Genomic DNA, 18,883 nt, shown 5'->3' with positions numbered 1-18,883 from the left:
TCATGTCGGTTCCCCCGGACAAACTTTGGCTCGACAACGAGGCCGGTCCCCTGCTGCGTCCGTACTCGCTCACCAATGGCCGAACCAAGCCGACTGCCAAGCTCACGCTGCAGTCGATGGTCCGGTCTACCGGCAGACTGGCGCCCGAGCGGATCGAGCCCGTGCACGCCAAAATGCTGGAACTCTGTCAGTTCGCCACCTCAGTCGCTGAGGTCGCGGCCCACCTGCGGCAGCCCGCCGTGGTCACCAAGGTCCTGCTCTCCGACCTCATCGACTGGGGAGCCGTCACCACCCGTGTCCCCGACGACGTGCCCGATCGAGAACAACTGGAGGCGTTGCTCCTTGGTCTCCAACAACTCTGAGGCGTTCCCGACCGCGTTCAAGTTCCTCATCGCGGGCGGGTTCGGCGTCGGAAAGACCACGTTCGTCCGGTCGGTCAGCGAGATCGAACCGCTGACGACGGAGGAGACGCTCACCATCGCCAGCGTCGGCACCGACGACCTGGCGGGCGTGGGCGACAAGACCACCACCACCGTCGCCATGGACTTCGGGCGCATCACCTTCAACCCGCAGAACCTCGTCCTCTTCCTGTTCGGCACCCCCGGACAGGAGCGGTTCTGGTTCATGTGGGACGACCTGGTGCGCGGGGCTCTGGGAGCGATCGTCCTCGCCGACACCCGGAGACTGGAGGACTGCTTCGCCGCAGTCGAGTTCTTCGAACGGCGCGGCATCGACTTCCTGGTCGCGGTCAACGAATTCGACGGCGGCTTTCGGTACCAACCCGAGGAGGTGCGCGAAGCGTTGGACATCAAGCGCCACGTGCCGATCATGATGTGCGACGCCCGCGACAAGCGCTCCGCGGCGTCGATGCTGATCCACCTGACCGAGCACGTCCTCGCAACACGTCCCGCGTAGACGGCATGCCCACAGTGGCAGGAAGGCCCTCGTGACCACCTTCGACACGCTCGGCCATCGCCGTTGAGGCTGCCAGTTCGGCAGCCTCAGCGGCGTTTTCCGGCACCCGCGGTGTGCGTCGACGGAGGGCGAATCGTTGCGTGAGCCTTAATGTCCTTTGTGGACAAATGTAAATCGCCACCTATCATCGTCTGCGGGCATTAAAGCGTTACTAGGTCGATCCACGTAGGAGAATCGTCTCCGTTGACTCCGTTCTGTCACGAACTCCACGGAGCCGCATCCCCAAGTGCCGGTACTATCGGAACATACGCTGACGTACCGTGTGACTCCATGTACACCTTCCGACGCGGTCGCACCAAGTCCACCGGAGGAGCAGTGACATCAGGCTTAAACGAGCGCGCTTTCAACGGGACCTCGAATGAAGAACTAGGCTTAACCTCCCCTGCTGAAACCGCAATGTTGTCCAGCAAAGCCGTGGAAATACTGGAGTTTCTCCGCTGGTACGCGCGGGAACGACTCGATTCGCGACGAATGGACGAACGTCGATCCATCGACCTCGGCGTAGTGCCCGATTTCGCCAGCGTCGGACTGTTGGGACTCCAAGTTCCACGCCAGTACCAGGGACAGGAATTAAGCTACCGAGACACTTTCCGGATTATGGAACAACTCGGAGCCATCGACTGCAACCTGTTCGTCATGACCGCCGTGCAGAACGCGGTCGGCATCCCGCCGATCATGCAGCACGCGTCTGAAAGCGTCAAAGCGGACATCCTTCCGTTGCTGGCTCAGGGGAAAAGCCTGACCACGAGCGCGGCCAGCGAACCTGGCATGGGCTCGAACCTGCGCGGCATGACCACCCGTGCGACCAGGAACCAGGATGGCAGCTATACGATCAACGGTACGAAGCGGTGGATCAGCCTCGGCGCCGCTTCCAGGTACCTGAACGTCTTCACCCGGCTCTACGACGAGCACGGCAAGCCACTGGGATATACCGGCTTCGTCGTCGACACCACCACCCCTGGTTTCACCGCTGGCCCCGAGGTGCTGACCTTGGGCCTGAAGGCTGTGCCGCAGAACACCTTGACCTTCAAGGACATGCGAGTGCCAGCGGACTGGAGGCTCGGCGCTGAAGACGAGGGGATCAATGCCGCGAACGCGGCATTCATGCTCGCGCGGCTCGTTCTCGCCGCAGGCAGCATCGGAGCGATGAAACGATCACTGGAGGTGGCGGCGCGATACGCCACACGCCGGACCGTCGCCACGGGCCTGCTGGTGGACAATGGCCGGACCCAGCAGATTCTCACTGACGCGGTGGCCGCAACACAGGCGGTGGAGACACTGCTCGATCACATCACGTCCCAGCTCGACATGGGCGTGCAGCCGCCAGAGCTGCTGTACTTCGTCGCGAAAATCGTCGCGACAGAAGAGATGTTCACCGTCGTCGACCGCAGCTTGCAGACGCTGGGAGCGCGGGGCTTCCTGGACACGAACATCCTCGGGCCGTTCTTCCGGGATTACCGCCTCTTCCGGATCTTCGAAGGAGCGACCGAGGCCATCACCGTCTACGTCGGGAAGATGATCCACCGCAACCCGGCCAGCTTCGCCGAGATCGTCCACGCCCTCCCCGCGTCCCCGCAGGTAACCAACCTCATCGACGAGGCCGCTTCGTTCACCACCCGCCACGCCGCCACCAAGCAGGAGGAGCAGCACATCCTCCACAACGTGCTCGGAGACCTGCTGTGCTGGTCTGTCCTAGCAGCATTGACAAGTTCGACGGCGACCCGATCCCCGATGCACGAGTACACAGCCCAGTGGTGCGAGCACAAACTGCGCCAGCGGCTGAGGGAAGCACGGCGCGACGTAGGGCTGGAGCTCCCGACTCGGTCGAGTCTGTTGAGCCATATCGCTGGGTACGAGAAGACGATCGGTGAGATCGACCAGCGCAGGCCGGACGAAGAACACTGGGTGGATCCGCTGCTCGTGCGTTGACGGCGACCACTGCTGCGCGATCCGAGGTCTGCCGTCGACGCCGTGATCCCGCCGCACAACGATGACCTGCAAGCGGTGCGGCTCGCGCGGACTGATGTACGTCAGCCCACGCGGGCTGCACTGCGGGGTCGGCGATCAGGGCAACACAATCCCACCTTGCCGATCGTAGATCCCCTGCACCACGTCTCCGGCGAATTTCTTGATGGTTTGCACGTCGGAGTTGTTCCAGTCGCGTTTCTCGATGTCCACCACGCAGACCGTGCCCAAGGCGGTGCCGGTGTCGTCGATCAGTGGCGCCCCGAGATAGGCCCTCGCGTTCATCTCGTCGACCAGCACGTTCCCCGCGAAACGCGGATAGTCCATGACATCACCGAGTGGAAACGCTTTTCTCCGCGCTAGCGTGTGCGGGCACCAACCAACGTTCTTCGGCATGCTCGTGAGGCTCGAAGCATCTCCTCCCGCTTGTATGTGGGCGCCGACGAAAGTTTGATTCTTGTCGTCGAAGATGTTGACCACCGCAACAGCAGCGTTGAACGCTCTCGTGATCTTCGCCGCGAAATCGCAGAACTGCTCGTCCCGCTGCAGGCCCAGCAAACCGAGCTCCCGTAGCCGAGCTACTCGCGATCGCACGACGTGGTCGGGCTCTTGCGGCTCCAGCATGCGATTGCCGTAGGCGTCGAAGGTGATCGTCCCCTGGGGATCGTAGGTACTCAAGAAGAACTCCATCCCTGTGCGCAGTTATCGTGCATAGAACAGAGTGGACAGGCTGTCACCGTCACGTCCGTCCTGCCAGTGTCCGCAGGGCGTGGGGCGAACACCTCCACTGGGACCTGCGGGGTGGCCATTGGATCCACGGCCCGACGACGACCCGCGCGGTTCGACACGAGTGCACGGTCACCTCCACTCGCCCAGCCCTGCACCATCTCGTCGTCACTGCTCGTCGGCCTGGGTAGAACAACTGACGACTACGTGCCGTCAATCGGCATGCCTGGCCACCACCAGCACTGCCGCCCATGATCGCAGGTTGGGTACTGACGCCCTGAAAGGCCCACCCCATCCCAAACATCGTTGGTCCAGGTGTCCATGGCCAGGTCGTACACCTGCGCGTCGCCGCGGACAGGCTGCCGGGCTCCGCTGCTCTTGGATAGAGTGTCGCAGGATGTTCGGCGCCGGGCCCTGGTCAATATAGCGCGCATGGTCCGTCTGACGTCTTTGCCGAAACTCGTTGTCAGCCTGGATGATCGCCGATCTCTGTGCGCCCTGAGTCGTGAAAGGCCGTTGTGGTACCGCCGTTTGAAGCATGGCGACTTGGGCAAACGGCCGAATGTTCAGTATACGTGCGATCTTGCGGGTTGTGTATCTTCAATGATCTTGTTGTGCTACATTCTCGGCCTGATTCTGTACGACAGTTCGGGGCTGCCGTTCGCACGTGCACGGATGATGGACTACGGACGATGACGAAGTTTGTAACGTTCGACAGCAGCCAGGCTGGCGCCGCCGCCGAGCACGCGGGCCGCCAAGCCGAGCGTGGCGTCGGGCTGAACCCCCCCGAAGGTCCCCATTGCGCGGTCCAGCGCTCATTCATCGCGACCACACATGTCTTTCTGCACCAGCAAACGGGTGCGCATGCCAACTAATGGAGCACTGTGAACACGGAAACCACCCCGGAGCCGCCGCCAGAGTCCTCCGCAGACGCGCCCCGTGGCCAGCGAACCGGTGCGAACCGGGCTCGTGGACCGCTGAATCGCCTACGCCGACGCGGTATCCGCGCGCCGCGCTCCTCCGATGATCGAGTCAGCGACGTCAGCCTGAAGCGGCGGCTGAGTGCCGCCTGGTGGTGGCAGACAGGTGCCTTCGTCGTTGGGCTGATCATCGCCGCGGCACTGACATTCCCGATCGCGGCTGGAATGGTGCTGATCACGGGCAGCGTGCAGAACATTTCAATACCCGCGGTCGGCTTCTTGGCCTCGGTGGCGAAGGAGCGAACGAGCAGTCTGCACTACCTGCTGAGCCCCACCAGCAGCGATCCTCAGGAACTGCGGAACCAGCGCGAACAGACGGACAAGCTGTTATCGCAGGTCCGGCAGGCCACGGACGAGCAATGGATTCTGAAGGTCGCACCGCCCGCGGAGCCGATCAGAACCCGCTTGGACACGCTGCTGCAGCGCGGTGCGGATCTCGACGTGCTGCGCGCCCGCGTCGATGGCCGCCAGCTCAACCAGGACGAGATCTACGCCGCCTACAACAGGATCGTGGACGCTGGCGGCGACATGTTCAACACGCAGGCGCGGACTTTCCCGGACCCGATCGTGGCGCAGGGCGGCATCCAGGCAATGGAGTGGTTCCAAGCCGCTGACCGCCAGCAGAGGGCGGCATCCCTGGTGTCGGCCGCCCTGGAGACGCGCTCGTTCGATCAAGCGCACTACGAACAGTTCGTGCGGCTGGTGAACGTCTACCACTACGACGTCGAGACGCCGTCGCCGGTCGCTCCGCCGCACGTGAGTGACTTGCGGCAGCGAATCACCACGACGGACAACTGGCGGCGCCTGACCGCGCTGGAGAACCAGTTGGTCGCGCACGGGCCTTGGCCGAGCGCCGGGGGCGCGCCGGGCTCCGCCGCTGTTCCTCCGGTCAGCCTGCAGGAATGGGTCGGCCTGACCGAACAGGTGTCGAACGATCTGAACGACCTGGTTGTCGCCCAGGCGGATTACGCTTCGTTGGCCGGTTGGAATCAAGGCTGGCGCAATATTTGGAACATCCTGATCGTCGGCGTGCTCGTCGTCGGGATCGCGGTCGTGGCAGGGCGCCGATCGCGGAAGAACGTGACCGCGCTGAATCGGCGGTTCAAGTACCTGCTGGCCGACATGGAGCGGGTTTCCGACAAACTTCTTCCGGACATCTTCGCTCGGATGGGTCGCGGCGACCTACGTGATATCACCTCGATGCTGCCCTCCCAGAAATATGGCAGCGACGAAGTTGCGATGGTGAAGAAGACCTTCGACGGTGTCGTCGAGATCGCGGTGAATCGCAGCCTCGAACACTTCCGGGCGCAGGAGGGCATGCGGTCCGTCCTGGTCAAGCTGGCCCGTCGGAACAAGGTGCCCATCAACAACGGTCTCAAGAACGTCGACGAACTCGTGAAGATCGAGGAATTGCCGGAGACGGCAATGGATTACGTCTTCGAGATCGACCGGGGACTCACCAAGATCCGTCGGCACAACGAGAACGTGCTGATCCTCGGTGGCGAAGCCCCTGGGCGTCGGTGGAGCAAGCCGGTCGCGCTCCCGCAGGTCGTTCGCGCAGCGGGGGACGAGACCGAGAACTACACCCGCGTGCACTACGACCAGATTCCGAACGTTTCGCTCGTGCCGTCGGCCGTGGCGGACGTCATGCACCTGCTCGCCGAGTTGATCGACAACGCCACGTTGTTCTCGCAAGACACGGTCCGGGTGCAGGTCGAGCCTCGGTCGCGCGGTATCGTGGTGCGAATCGAAGATCAAGGCATCGGCATGGCGGATCGCGATCTCGAACACGCCAACGACTTGTTCGCCGGTCGGTCGCAGTTCGATCTGATCGCTCTCGGAAATACCGACCGGAAAGGCCATTTCGTGGTCGCCCGGCTGGCTACCAAGCACGGGATCCGGGTCGACCTGGAACAGGTCTACCTCGGTGGGACCCGAGCGACCGTTTCCATCCCGGAGAAGTTGATCGATCGCGAGGACTCCAGCGATGAGCCACGTGACAACGCCATGGTCCGGACGCTGGTTCCTGGCCAGGGGGACAATGGGATTTCGCCGTCCCCCTCGCGGCGTCGCCGACAACGACCCCAGCGCTCCGTGAACGACGACCGTTCGTCGAGGTCCAACGGGACGGCCGAGCATGGCGCCATCGATCCGCACTACGAATCCGGGAGGCACCGCAATCGGATCTGGACCGAGCCGTCGGCGGCCGATCCCGAACCGGTGGCGGAGCCGAACACGAAATGGCTCAGCGGAACACTCCCAGGAGTGGCGACCGATCAGCCGTCACCGAAGAGAGCCGCGCACGCTGACGCGCCGGACCGTGCTGCCGCTCGGCCGCAGGCATCGCAAGGTCGGGCGCCGCTGCCGAAACGCACGCCGAGAGCACAACTGAACCCGCAGCTCCTCCACGAGCCAACCACCACGGTCACCAACGAACTGCCCTGGTCGGATGAGCGCACCCCAGATACCGCGGCGAATCTGATGCGGAAGGCATGGGCTGGGCGGATCCGCAGCGGAGCACATGGACAGAACGGAGAGAGCGAACAGTGAAGATATCGTCGGCGACGCGGGCCCAACTGAGCGGCATGCTCGACCACATGGTCCAGGAGACTCAAGGCGCCGTGCTCTCCGCGGCTCTGGTGAGCGCGGACGGGCTGGTGATGGCCCATTCCCAGGACGGCGACGACATTCACGAGCAGCTGGCGGCCGGTGGCAGCGGCATGTGGTCGATCGGGAAGGGATTGGCAGCGCAGCTCACCGCCGGTGCACAACTTCAGCTCGTGCTGGAGTGCGAGAACAAGATCCTGGTTCTCGTCGGCGCGGCGGAGGGCAGCGTGCTGGTCCTCGTCAGCGCGGCTTGGGCGGACATCGGGGATGTCGTCTACGCCGCGAATCGGCTGGTTGCCAGCGTCGGCAAGCACATGGGGTCGGCGCCGAGGACCGCAGCGGGGCAGCAGATCACTGTGCCATGAGCCAGGACGATGATTCGTCGATCGATGGTCGGCTGGTTCGCCCCTTCTCCATGCGGAGGGGACGAACCAGCTCGCGCCGCACTGAGCTCAACATGAGCACCTTGATCTGGACGGTGCGCGGCGACAGCCCATCCGGCGAGCTCAGCCCTGAACAAGAACAGATCCTGGAGTTGTGCCGCCGACGGCACCACTCCCGCCAAGGTGTGCACAACGTCGGTCAACCTGGTGTCGGGATCGCGGAAGTGGCGGCGTTGCTCGATATTCCGATGGCCGTGACCAAAGTCTTGGTCAGCGAGCTGATAGACAGGGAACTTCTGATGTTCAGTCAACCCGCCACTGGCACCGAACAGGACTTGGCGTTGATGAAGAAAGTATGGGAAGGTCTGCATGCGCTCCGTGGCTGATACCGCTAGCGGCGAACGGATTCCGAGGTCGGTCAAGTTCCTGGTTTCCGGAGGTCTCGGTGCGGGGAAAACGTCCTTCGTCGGGTCCGTCAGTGAAATCACTCCACTGAGGACAGAGGAAAGGCTCTCGGAGACCGGCGAGGCGATCGACGATCTTTCCCACATCGAAGACAAGCGAACCACCACGGTCGCACTCGACTTCGGACGCATCACCCTCGCCTCGGATCTGGTGCTGTACCTGTTCGGAACTCCTGGCCAGAGCCGCTTCTGGTACATGTGGAACGATCTCGCGGTAGGCGCGTTGGGTGCTGTCGTGCTCATCGACACCCGTCGGTTCGACGTCAGCTTCGCCGCGATCGACTTCTTCGAACACCGCGGAATTCCGTTCATCATCGCGGTGAACCGCTTCCCCGACTCGGAACCCTACACCGCCGAAGAGATCCGTACCGCCCTTGAACTGGACCCGGAAATACCCATCATGACCGACTGCTCGGCGCTTGAATTCGAGTCCTGCCGGGAGGCGCTGATGGTCCTCCAGGAACACGTCATGCGACGGGTGGCGGCAGAGGCTGCGCTGGTCGACGCGGTCGGCCAGCGCGAATGAGCGGAATCCGGCGAGGCGATCAGGAAAACAATGAGACCGGCTGCGGCGCTTCGGAGTGCGCCGCAGCCGGTCTGACCTCATCGGGACGTCGGGGAAGTTCCCGCAGCAGAAGTGTTGGCCGCGAGCCCGCAGCGATTCCTAGGGGTTGACGGTCTGCGGCTGCTGGTGCAGCAAGTTCTCGGCTTTGGCGGGGTCGAGGAACCAGCCCAGGGTGGTGTTGTTGGGGTTCGCGAAGCTGTTCGCGACGTTGTTTCGAATACCCGGATTCATCGCCGCTGCTCCGAAGACCTGCATGACGTGGCCGGGTGGTGGCTGCAGCATGTTGTTGGTCCAGGTGGTGATCACGCTCGCTTCGGCCCAGTACCGCTCGAAGGCTTCCGCCATCCACGCCGGATCGAACGGGCGGTCGCCGTGTTCGAGGATGCTGTTCAGGTAGGACTGGGCGAACTTGCTGGCGTTGTTGGCTCCCTGGCCGCTGATGGGGTCATTGGTCACCACCACGTCGGCCATGCCGAGCACCGGAGTCCCGGACGGCAGCTGTCCCACCGGTTTGCGGACCACCGGGGTGACTCGGCCAGCCAGGGTCGCCTGCTGGTCGGTGAGCTGCGCGTCCTTGAAGCGCTCGTACTCCCACGGAACCCACTGCCGCATCAGATCGCGCATCTTCGCCCAGTGCTCGGCCGGTTCCAGATCGCCTGACCAGCAGTCGAGCGGGCCGCCGGGGATTCCTTCGAAGAGCGGCATTTCGCACGCCCCGCTGAAGGTGTAGCCGGGGATGATGAACAGTTCGCCGACGCCCGGAATCACGTTGAAGCGCACCGCGTCGGTGTCCGGGTGCTCTGGGCGACGGCCAGCGCCGTGCACGTAAGCTGCGGCGAGCGCCCGCTGCGGTGCGGTGTAAGGAGATCGGCTCGGGTCGCGCTCGAACAGTTCGGCCAGCGGGCCCCGGCCAGCGGCCACGACCACCAGGTCGTAGTCACGGGCCATCTCATCCAGCAGCTCTGGCGTCGGCTCCCGGTACTCGACGGTGCCGCCCCGTTGTTCGACGACTTCGAGCCAGGTGGACATCTTGATCCGCTGGTCGACGGATTGCGCGAAATTGTCGAGCAGTCCCAGCCAATTCAACGCTGGCGTTCCGTCCTCGCCTGCGACGGACAGCCCGATTCCGCCGATGCGGGGCGCCTGGTTCTCCCAGAGGTTCAGCCCGTGCGCACGTTCGTTCTGCAGGGCGGGGTGGAACATGCACTGCGTCGACATGATGCGACCATCGCGGATTTCCGCGGGCTTCCTGCCGGACAGCACTGTGACCGCGTATTGATTCGCGTGTTGAGGCTCTCGCAAGCTCAGGGCAAGCTGCAGCCCTGACTGACCCGCTCCGACGATGAGAATCCTCTGCATCGACCTGCTCTCTCTCTGTACGAAAAGATTGGGACACCGGTACCTCTGCAGAAGGCGCGCCCCTGGGTACAGCCCCGATGGCGCAGCCCGACAGGGCCGAGAATGCAACGGCGGTTCGCTGCCCACCAACGCGGTCGGCCGATCGCCCGATGCCCGGACGCATACTTCCAGGGACGGTACGCCCTCGGTATGGCCCAAAGTAACCATTGTCTGCCGACACGCCGTCTGGTACCGAAACCCGACGAGTTCGGGTGACATCTCCGCCTGCGGTGGGGCGCTTCGATTCACCATCCTCGCGGCGACGAACGAGGCTGGGATGTTTGGTGGTGTTCGGCGATCCACTTGGCGATCTGGGTGCGTGAGCGGAGTCCGAGCTTGGCCAGCACGCTGGCGACGTGTTTCTTCACGGTGTTCTCCGAAACGCCGCGCAGTTGGGCGATGCTCGCGTTCGGCAGCCCTTCGTAGACGAGGACGGCGATCTCACGTTCTATGTTGGTCAGCTTGTCAGTCGGCAATGCCGAGGGATCCAGGCCCTGGCGTGGTCCACCACCGGTAGGACCGGTGTCCTCGCCGAGCGCGAAGCCGACGCCCGCATCGCTCGCGCCCAGGGCGACACCTCGGTCAACAGCGGTGTCGTAGGCTTCTCGGCCCAACGATTCGAGCACCTTGTCCTCGTACCGCCGGTGGAGTTGTTCGAAGGGCACGAGCCCACCGATGTCCAGCCCGATGGCCTTCCGGCGCGCATGCGTGATGCCGAGCAGGACAGCCGCCCGGTGGTAGTTGCCGAGCCTCGTTTCGCCCCATGCGAGTGCTTCGAAGAGCCACAGCAGCCCCCAAGCGTCGCCTGGTAGTCGGTTTCGGATGGCCTGGCTCCATTCGTGCATGGCTGCCTCGGCGCTGTGCTGCCAGCGAGCGAGGCCGACGGCGAACCTGGCCCACGAGATGTTCCACTCGGCCAGCGCATCGAGCGCATCCCGCAGGCACTCCGCGCTGGCTGCCTTGGCTTCGGCCTTACCGCGAAACCCGTGTGTGAGCGCGAGGAAGAGCAGCGCGATGTGGATGTGCCCGCGGCCGCGCGGGGCACGCCGGTAGCCCTCCCGCGCTTCTTCGAGCAGCGGGACCGCCTTCGGCAGCGCTCCGCTGAGCAGGGCCTCCGTGCCCTGGAGGAATTTGAGCGTGGTCGGGTCGAGCCGGAGCTGGGCCACCATCGCCTGGTAATCCCGCAGGAGTTCCTTCGCTTTGGCCTGCTTTCCCTGCACGGACGAGATGAAGACGGCGGTGGCCAGTCCCGCGGCATGGCGCTCGGTGGGTTGCGGGTTCAACGCCAAAGCTTGGTCGATCCAGAGTTGGGCCTCAACATGTCGACCGCTGAAAACCCAGTAGTAGACCAAGTCAGCGCAGATCTGAACCGCGTCCTGGGCGTGTTCCGGATCGTCCAGGCAGGTGGTCAGCGCGGCACGAACATTGCCGTGGTCGCGCAGCAGCCGTGCGTGCCAGATCGCCTGCTTGGCCGTGTGCCAGTTGTCGCCTGCTTCAGCCGCGAGGGTTTGGTAGCAGCGGCGGTGGCGTTGTCGGATTTCGGTTTCCGCGTCAGGTTGCGTGCGTTTCAGCTCCTGCCAGCCGAACTCGCGGATCGTCTCCAACAGGTGGTACCGGGGTTCGCCCGTCGGGTTGTCCTTGTCGCAGAGCAGGACTGATTTCTCGACCAAGCCGCCCAGTGCGTCGATCAGGTCGGGCTGGTCCAAGTCGTGGCCGCAGACTGCCGCGGCCGCCGCGAAGTCGAACTCGTCGACGAACACCGAGAGGCGTTGCCACAGGCCCTGTTCTTGCGGAGTGCACTGCTCGTAGCTCCAGCCGATCAACCCTTCGAGGGTCTGCTGGTGTCGATGCCCGACCCGCCCTTCTTGTTGCAGCAGGCCAAAACGGTGCGCGCGCAGCTGGTCGCGGAGTTGCGCGGTGGTGAGGGTGCGCAGCCACGGGACGGCCAGTTCGATGGCCAGGGGGAGTCCGTCGAGCATGCGGCAGACATCTACGACCGCGTCGTAGTTGCCGCTGGTCAACGAGAACGAGGTCACCTGCGAGGCACGCTGCGCGAACAACGTGAGAGCTTCCGAGTCGACGTGGGGCTGTTCCTCGGCACTGCGCTGCTGATGAACGGGATGGCTAGAATCAGATGCGCCCCCGCGTCTCGCTGGCAGCGACAACGGCAGCACGGAGTAGAGCACTTCGCCATCCACTGCGAGCCGTTGCCGAGAGGTAGCGAGGATTCGCAGATCGGGCGCACCTTTGAGCAGGTAGTCGACCAGTTTTGCGCAAGCCCGCGTCAAATGCTCGCAATTGTCCAACACCAGCAGCGTAGGCATGTTGGAGACGTGGTCGCGCAACGCTTCAGCGGCTTTGTTCCCGTCGTGCGGCGGCACGTCCAGCGCCTGCGCCACATGCTGGGTGAGCAGGTTGGGTTCCCGCAGCGGCGCGAGGTCGACCCACCACGCCCCACCGGAATACTGCTCGCGCACCGCGGTGGCCAACTTCAGCCCCAGCCGGGTCTTGCCCACCCCACCGGGTCCGGTCAACGTCACGACCCGCGCGCGACGGAACTTCTCGTGGACCTCGTCCAACTCGCGCAGGCGGCCCACGAATTCGGAAGCAGGAGCGGGCAGATTCCCACGGGCTCTCCCCCCGGCAACAACCGTGAGCATGAGCGGACTCTAGCGGAGCTATGTCCTGACCCGCAGCAAACAACAGCGCTGTGACCACATCGAGTCGAACCAAGACGCGGCGACGTTGCCACATCGACCAACCAGGGCCACTGGCGAACACTCCGGCGGTCGGAGCATCGCGGGTCTTCGCAATTTCTCGCGAAATTGCGAACCTTCGATGCTCCGACCGATGAGTGCACCGTGCTCGCGGCGCCCGGATGCAGGTGCGGCGATTTCGCGCGAAATCGGCGCTTTTCCCGCACCGTGTCGGGAGTCAGCCCTTCGAGGGGGCCTCTTCGACCGCGGGCTGGTCGAATTCCGGCTCGGCGGCTCCGGCGCTCAGCACGCGCCGGGCTCCGTCCTGGTCGAAGTCGTTCTCCCACTTCCCGATGACGATCGCGGCCACCGCGTTGCCGAGCACGTTGATGAACACCCGGCCTTCGTTGAGGATCCGGTCCACACCGACGATCAGGGCGAGCGCCGCGAGCGGCACGTGCCCGACCGCGGTGATGGTGCTCGCCAGGACGATGAACGCGCCGCCAGCGATGCCAGCGGTGCCCTTGCTCGTCAGCATCATGATGCCGACCATCACGAGCTGCTGTTGCCAGCTCAGGTTGATGCCGACGGCCTGCGCGAGGAACAGCGACGCCATGGTCAGGTAGACCGCGGAACCGTCGAGGTTGAACGAGAAGCCCGATGGGATCACGATTCCCACGACGGGGCGGCCGATCCCGAGGATTTCGAGTTTGCGCACCATCTGCGGGAGGACCGCCTCGCTGGAGCAGGTGCTCAGCGCCACCAGCAGCTCGGCTTTGAGGAAGCGCATGAGCCCGAACAAGCTCAGCTTGCAGGCCCGCATGATCGCGCCAAGCACCACCACGACGTACACGACGCAGGTGGCGGTGAACAAGACGATCAGGAAACCGAGTTGCCGCAGGCTGCTGGCGCCGTAGGTGGCGACGACCGTGGCCAGCGCGCCGAACGTGCCGATCGGGGCGAGCCGCATGACCCACCCGACGATCCGGAAGACGACGACCGACAGCGCCGAGATGCCCCTGGTCAGCGGGGCCGCCGCCGGGCCGCTCACGTTGAGCGCCACCCCGAACACGATGGAGACCAGCAGCGCGGCGAGGATGTTGTCGCTGGTGATCGCGCCGAAGAGGGTGTCGGGGATCAGGCTCGAAACGAATCCGGTGAAGGTCGCGTGCTGCTCGGTGGCCTCCGAGGGAACCGCCCCGGCATCGAGGGTCGCCGGGTCGATGTGCATCCCGGCGCCGGGCTTGAAGATGTTGGCGACCACCAGCCCGATCAGCATGGACACCAGCGACAGCACCAGGAAGTAGCCGATCGCCTTGACCCCGATGCGGCCAGCTTTGCGGAGGTTGTCCATGGACGCGATGCCGGTGGTCACCACGCAGAACACGACCGGGATCACGATCATCTTGACCAGTGCGATGAACCAGTCGTTGAGCGGTTTGAGGGCGGCTCCGACATCGGGCAGCAGGAGGCCGACGGCAACGCCGAGGACCGCTGCCAGCACGACCTGGAACCACAACTCGCGGAGAAGTTTGCCGAACCGGGACCGTTGCGGGCGGTCGGCGGCAATCGTGGACGACATCGCGGATGCTCCCTTGGCACGACGTTGTGAGAGTTGAAGCGGGACGAAGAAGTTGGAACCTCAGCGGCGGTGTTGCGGGGGAAGAACGGACGCTCAGCTGTGCAGCTCGCGCAGCACCCGGTGGAACGCTGCCTTGCCCTCCAATCCGATTCCGGGCATCTCGGTCAGCCCCACGTAGCTGTCGCGGACGACCGCGTCGTCGGCGAAACCGCCGGTGGGCTGGAACTCACCGGGGTAGGACTCGTTGCCGCCGAGCTTGAGCGCCGCGGCGATGTGCAGCGAGAACTGGTGCCCGCCGTGCGGGATGCAGCGGCGCGAGGACCAGCCGTGCGCGCGCAGCATGTCCTGGATCCGGAGGTATTCGACCAGCCCGTAGCTCAGCGCCGGGTCGACCTGGATGAAGTCGCGGTCGGGGCGCAGACCCCCGTAGCGGATCAGGTTGCGCGCGTCCTGCAGCGAGAACAGGTTCTCGCCGGTGGCCAGCGGCCCGCCGTAGTGCTCGGCGAGGATCGCGTTGAGCTGGTAGTCCAGCGGGTCGCCGACCTCCTCGTACCAGAACAGGCCGTACTGCTCGATCGCGCTGCCGTACTCAAGCGCGGTCGCCAGGTCGAACCGGCCGTTGACGTCGACGGCGAGCCGGGAACCATCGCCGTCGAGAACTTCGAGCACCGCTTCGATCCGCTTGAGGTCCTCGGCGAGGTCGGCCCCGCCGATCTTCATCTTGACGACCCGGTAGCCCTGGTCGAGGAAGCCCCGCATCTCGTCCTGCAGGTCGCGCAGGCCCTTGCCGGGGGCGTAGTAGCCGCCAGCGGCGTAGACGAACACCGAGTCGTCGGGCTGGCCGTCGCCGTAGCGCTCGGAGAGCCAGCGGTAGAGGGGCTGACCGGCGATCTTGGCGGCGAGGTCGAACAGCGCCATGTCGAGGACACCGACTGCCACGGACCGTTCGCCGTGACCGCCCGGCTTCTCGTTGCGCATCATCACGTCCCACGCGCGGGTCGGGTCGAGTTGACCGTCTTCGGCGAGCAGCGTCTCCGGTTCGGCGCCGAGCAGGCGGGGGATCATCCGGCGACGGAGGATCTCACCGGCGCTGTAGCGGCCGTTGGAGTTGAAGCCGTAGCCGACCACCGGTTCGCCGTCGCGCACCACGTCGCTGACGATCGCCACGATCGAGCAGTCCATCGCGCTGAAGTCGATCCAGGCGTTGCGGATCGAGGAGCTGATCGGGACGACGCCCTCGTGGACAGAGACGATCTTCATCGAACGATCTCCTCGTAATTTATAATCTGTTTTATAAGATGCGACGGATGCTACGATCGCGCCGACCGTGAACACAAGCCCCAGTTCGGAGACGGAGGCGGCCGGAGGCGATGACCAGCACGAACGTCTTCTCCAGCAAGAGCGACGTCGCCTACGTCGAGCTCCGCAAGCTGATCCTCACCGGTGTCCTGCTGCCCGGTTCACGGCTGGCCCAGCACGAGCTCGCCGGATCGCTGGACATGAGCATCACTCCGCTGCGCGAGGCGATCCGCAGGCTCAGCAGCGAAGGTCTGGTCGACCTCGACGCCCACCGGGACGCCCGGGTCGCCCGGATGAGCGCCACCGAGGCCCGCCAGTTGTTCGAGGTCCGCCTCTCCCTCGACCCGAGCGCCGCCGAGCTCGCCGCGACCCGCCGCACGGACGAAGACGTCGCCGCGATGCGAACCGCCGTCAAGCGACTGCTGCCCGTCACGCGCACCTGGGGTGAGGAGGCGCTCACCGCGCACCGGGAGTTCCACCGCGCCCTCTACCTCGCCTCGCACAACGACGTGCTGATCCGGCTGCTGGACGACCTGTGGGACAAGTCCGACCGCTACCGCCGCGTCGGACTGGAACTCCCGCCCGGCGACGAGCCCCGCACCAGGGATCTTGAGGAACACCACCAGATCCTCGAACTCGTCCTCGCCGGAGACGGACCCGGCGCCGCGCAGCTGATGCGCGACCACATCACGAGGAGCCTGACCGCCTCGGCGATAAATGAGCTGGAACAGCGCGAGAACACGCCGAGCTACGCCTACTTCCACCCGGCGCCGGACTGAAAACCCACCAACACCAGGTCGAAAGGACTCACCCGTGACCGTCTTCGCCGTGACCTACCGCTACACCGACGACCCCGCCGCCCGCGACGAGTTCCGCCCGGAACACCGCGACTACCTGCGCGGCCTCGCGGACCGCGGCATCGTCGCGGTCTCCGGTCCCTACGGCGCCGACGAGCAGGCCGGTGCCCTGCTGGTGTTCAAAGCCAGCAGCAAGGACGAGGTCTTCGCGCTGGTCGAGAAGGATCCGTTCAAGATCCGGGGCCTGATCGCGGAGGTCGCCGTCACCGAGTGGGAGCCGGTGATCGGGCCGCTGGCGAAGGAGTTCTAGTCGTGAGTGGTAATGGCTGCTAGAGCGACCATTGCCACTCACGACCTCACCGGGCCAAGCGCCCCAGCAGGGCCGAAGCGATGCTGATCATCACGCCCGCGGCGATGACCAGGACGCCGAAGTCGAGCGCCAGGTGCGCGGGTGTGCCGATCAGCAGCCCGCGCAGCGCGTCGACCTCGTAGCCGAGCGGGTTGGCGTAGTTGATCACCTTCAGCCATTCGGGCATCAGATCGGCCGGGTACAGGGCGTTGGAGGCGAAGAACAACGGCATGGTGATCGCCTGCCCGATCCCCATCAGCCGATCCCGCGACAGCACCAGCCCGGCGATCGTGATGGACAGGCAGCAGAAGAACGCCGAGCCGAGCACCACCACGACGGCCATCGCGACCAGCTTCAGCGGGTTTCCGGTGAGACCAACACCGAGGAGCGCGGCCAGCACCAGCACCACGAGCGCCTGCACCAGCGCGCGCACCCCGGCGGCGAACGCCTTGCCGGTCACCAGCGCGACCCGCGGCGTGGGGGTGACCAGCAGCTTCGCCAGCACACCAGCGTCCCGTTCCCAGATGATCTGGATGCCGTAGAAGATCGCGATGAACAGCGCCGACTGCGCGAGGATGCCCGGCGCGAGGTAGTCGAGGTACGGGGTGTCGCCGGTGGGGATCGCCCGCAGCCTGGTGAACACCTGACCGAAGATCAGCAGCCACAGCGCTGGCTGGATGGCCCTGGTGAGCAGTTCGGACCGGTCATGCCGCAACTTCTGCAACTCGACCAGGCACATCGCCGCGGTGCGCGACAGCACCAGCCCCGGCAGGCTCCGCCGCACCGGTTCAACCGAGGCGGCTTGAGGTACGTCGAGTCGAGCGGACATTTCGCATTCCTTCCCCTGTCTCGGCGTCGAAGGCGTCGTCGCTGATCGTGCGGAAGACGTCGTCGAGAGTGGCCTCCGGTCCCACCGAAGCTCTGAGCTCGGCCGGAGTTCCCTGCGCGCGAATCCGGCCGCGGTGCATCAGGGCGATCTGCTCGCAGTGCTGGTCGGCCTCGTCCATGTAGTGCGTGGTCACCAGCACGGTCATCCCGGTCGCGGCGCGGATCTCCTGGATCCGCTCCCACACGCTCTCCCGGCCGATCGGGTCGAGGCCGATCGTCGGCTCGTCCAGCACCAGCAACTTCGGCCCGCTCACCAGTGCCTGTGCGAGTTCGAGGCGGCGCACCATGCCGCCCGAGTAGGTGCTGGCCTGGCGTTCGGCGGCATCGGTGAGCCCGACGGCCTCCAGCGCGGTGCGGACCGCGGACCGCCGTTGCGCGCGGGGCACGTCGAAGAGCCGGGCGAACAGGGCGACGTTCTCCCGCCCGGTCAGGGTGCCGTCCGCCGACAGCTGTTGCGGCACATACCCGATCAGCCGTCGCGCCGCGAGCCGGTGGCGCGCCACGTCGACGCCGAAGATCTCGACCGTGCCCGCCGCGGTGGGCAGCAGCGTGGTGATCGCCCTGATCGTGGTGGTCTTGCCCGCACCGTTGGGGCCCAACAGCCCGAACACCGCCCCGGCGGGGACGGCCAGGTCAATCCCGTCCACCGCGACGTGTTCGCCGAACGTCTGTCGCAGCCCCGTGCAGCGCACCGCCATCGGCTCGGTCATCGGCACTACTCCCTTCCAGGCCGTCGACCAACGCGTTCAACCCGCGCAAGGCACCGGCAACCGCCTCTTGATCCACTGTGGACAGATTGGCGAAGGCTTCGCGGACGAGGTCGGTCCTCGCGTGCCGCCAGGTCACGAGCCGATGCGCGGCGGCATTGGTCAGGCGCAGCCGGACCGCGCGGCGGTCGTCCGGGTCGGTTTCGCGGTGCAGCATGCCGATCCGGACGAGCTGGTTGACCAACGTGCTCACGGAGTTCGCCGCCAGGCGCAGTTGCACGGCGGCAGCAGCCACGCTGATGCCGGGTCGCTGCTCGACGACCCGCAGCAACTCGATCTGGGCGCCTCGCGGGTGCGGCCCCGGCAGCTCGTCGCGCAAGCTGCGCCGCACCACCCGGCGCAGCGCCGTGGTCACGGTCATCAGCTCGTCGGCGACGGTCTGCGGGTCCAACTCGCTCACCCGCCAAGAATAGCTCTCATTGAGAGGTATTTGGCGGTTGCT

Annotated in this window: 17 protein-coding genes; 9 read left to right on the top strand and 8 right to left on the bottom strand. The window is 65.3% G+C overall.

Going from position 1 to position 18,883, the window contains the following annotated elements:
• Positions 1-2 precede the first annotated feature (2 nt).
• The 3 genes from MOQ72_RS04345 (at position 3) to MOQ72_RS04335 (ending at position 2,904) form a co-directional block, all read left to right on the top strand.
• The gene (locus MOQ72_RS04345; protein ID WP_242180665.1) at positions 3-362 is read left to right on the top strand and encodes a DUF742 domain-containing protein; all 360 of its coding nucleotides are present in this window, start codon (positions 3-5) and stop codon (positions 360-362) included.
• On the top strand, positions 343-915 hold the full coding sequence (locus tag MOQ72_RS04340) for a GTP-binding protein (RefSeq protein ID WP_242180664.1): 573 nt from the start codon (positions 343-345) through the stop codon (positions 913-915). The genes MOQ72_RS04345 and MOQ72_RS04340 overlap by 20 nt, the downstream gene beginning before the upstream one ends.
• Positions 916-1,245: 330 nt before the next feature.
• Positions 1,246-2,904, top strand: a complete 1,659-nt coding sequence (locus MOQ72_RS04335) for an acyl-CoA dehydrogenase family protein (RefSeq protein WP_242180663.1) — start codon at positions 1,246-1,248, stop codon at positions 2,902-2,904.
• A gap of 135 nt (positions 2,905-3,039) precedes the next feature.
• On the opposite strand, the gene MOQ72_RS04330 is transcribed toward MOQ72_RS04335, so the two are convergent.
• Positions 3,040-3,618, bottom strand: a complete 579-nt coding sequence (locus MOQ72_RS04330; RefSeq protein ID WP_242180662.1) for a GAF domain-containing protein — start codon at positions 3,616-3,618, stop codon at positions 3,040-3,042.
• A 932-nt stretch (positions 3,619-4,550) separates the two neighbouring features.
• On the opposite strand from MOQ72_RS04330, the gene MOQ72_RS04325 reads away from it, so the two are divergent.
• From MOQ72_RS04325 to MOQ72_RS04310, 4 genes are read left to right on the top strand one after another with little or no spacing between them, the layout of a single operon-like run.
• The gene (locus MOQ72_RS04325) at positions 4,551-7,196 is read left to right on the top strand and encodes a sensor histidine kinase (RefSeq protein WP_242180661.1); all 2,646 of its coding nucleotides are present in this window, start codon (positions 4,551-4,553) and stop codon (positions 7,194-7,196) included.
• Positions 7,193-7,618: a roadblock/LC7 domain-containing protein gene (locus MOQ72_RS04320; RefSeq protein ID WP_242180660.1), complete on the top strand. Its 426-nt coding sequence runs from the start codon at positions 7,193-7,195 to the stop codon at positions 7,616-7,618. The genes MOQ72_RS04325 and MOQ72_RS04320 overlap by 4 nt, the downstream gene beginning before the upstream one ends.
• Positions 7,615-8,022 carry a DUF742 domain-containing protein gene (locus MOQ72_RS04315; protein WP_242180659.1) on the top strand — a complete coding sequence of 136 codons (408 nt, stop codon included), beginning with the start codon at positions 7,615-7,617 and terminating at the stop codon, positions 8,020-8,022. Before MOQ72_RS04320 ends, MOQ72_RS04315 begins: the two co-directional genes overlap by 4 nt.
• Entirely contained in the window at positions 8,006-8,626 is a 621-nt protein-coding gene (locus MOQ72_RS04310) for a GTP-binding protein (RefSeq protein ID WP_443706310.1), read from the top strand. The genes MOQ72_RS04315 and MOQ72_RS04310 overlap by 17 nt, the downstream gene beginning before the upstream one ends.
• 138 nt (positions 8,627-8,764) lie before the next feature.
• Here the strand turns inward: MOQ72_RS04310 and MOQ72_RS04305 are convergent, their stop codons facing one another.
• From MOQ72_RS04305 to MOQ72_RS04290, 4 genes are all read right to left on the bottom strand, one after another.
• Positions 8,765-10,024, bottom strand: coding sequence for a styrene monooxygenase/indole monooxygenase family protein (locus MOQ72_RS04305; protein WP_242180657.1), 1,260 nt, complete (start codon positions 10,022-10,024; stop codon positions 8,765-8,767).
• A gap of 284 nt (positions 10,025-10,308) precedes the next feature.
• Entirely contained in the window at positions 10,309-12,723 is a 2,415-nt protein-coding gene (locus MOQ72_RS04300) for a LuxR C-terminal-related transcriptional regulator (RefSeq protein WP_242180656.1), read from the bottom strand.
• Between the two features lie 274 nt (positions 12,724-12,997).
• Positions 12,998-14,341, bottom strand: coding sequence for a cation:dicarboxylate symporter family transporter (locus MOQ72_RS04295; RefSeq protein ID WP_242180655.1), 1,344 nt, complete (start codon positions 14,339-14,341; stop codon positions 12,998-13,000).
• Between the two features lie 93 nt (positions 14,342-14,434).
• On the bottom strand, positions 14,435-15,601 hold the full coding sequence (locus MOQ72_RS04290) for a mandelate racemase/muconate lactonizing enzyme family protein (RefSeq protein WP_242180654.1): 1,167 nt from the start codon (positions 15,599-15,601) through the stop codon (positions 14,435-14,437).
• A gap of 110 nt (positions 15,602-15,711) precedes the next feature.
• Here MOQ72_RS04290 and MOQ72_RS04285 point away from each other — a divergent pair, with 110 nt between their 5' ends.
• Positions 15,712-16,419, top strand: coding sequence for a GntR family transcriptional regulator (locus MOQ72_RS04285; RefSeq protein WP_242180653.1), 708 nt, complete (start codon positions 15,712-15,714; stop codon positions 16,417-16,419).
• A 34-nt stretch (positions 16,420-16,453) separates the two neighbouring features.
• Positions 16,454-16,747, top strand: a complete 294-nt coding sequence (locus tag MOQ72_RS04280; protein WP_242180652.1) for a YciI family protein — start codon at positions 16,454-16,456, stop codon at positions 16,745-16,747.
• A gap of 46 nt (positions 16,748-16,793) precedes the next feature.
• Here the strand turns inward: MOQ72_RS04280 and MOQ72_RS04275 are convergent, their stop codons facing one another.
• The 3 genes from MOQ72_RS04275 to MOQ72_RS04265 are packed head-to-tail and all read right to left on the bottom strand — an operon-like array spanning position 16,794 to position 18,841.
• Positions 16,794-17,615, bottom strand: coding sequence for an ABC transporter permease (locus tag MOQ72_RS04275; RefSeq protein WP_242180651.1), 822 nt, complete (start codon positions 17,613-17,615; stop codon positions 16,794-16,796).
• Positions 17,575-18,384: an ABC transporter ATP-binding protein gene (locus tag MOQ72_RS04270; protein ID WP_242180650.1), complete on the bottom strand. Its 810-nt coding sequence runs from the start codon at positions 18,382-18,384 to the stop codon at positions 17,575-17,577. The genes MOQ72_RS04275 and MOQ72_RS04270 overlap by 41 nt, the downstream gene beginning before the upstream one ends.
• Positions 18,308-18,841, bottom strand: coding sequence for a MarR family winged helix-turn-helix transcriptional regulator (locus tag MOQ72_RS04265; protein ID WP_242180649.1), 534 nt, complete (start codon positions 18,839-18,841; stop codon positions 18,308-18,310). Before MOQ72_RS04265 ends, MOQ72_RS04270 begins: the two co-directional genes overlap by 77 nt.
• Positions 18,842-18,883 lie beyond the last annotated feature (42 nt).

The organism is Saccharopolyspora soli, assembly GCF_022678645.1.
GTDB lineage: Bacteria > Actinomycetota > Actinomycetes > Mycobacteriales > Pseudonocardiaceae > Saccharopolyspora > Saccharopolyspora soli.
Note: the sequence above shows the minus strand (reverse complement) of the source record. Positions and strands in the feature narration are given on the sequence as shown.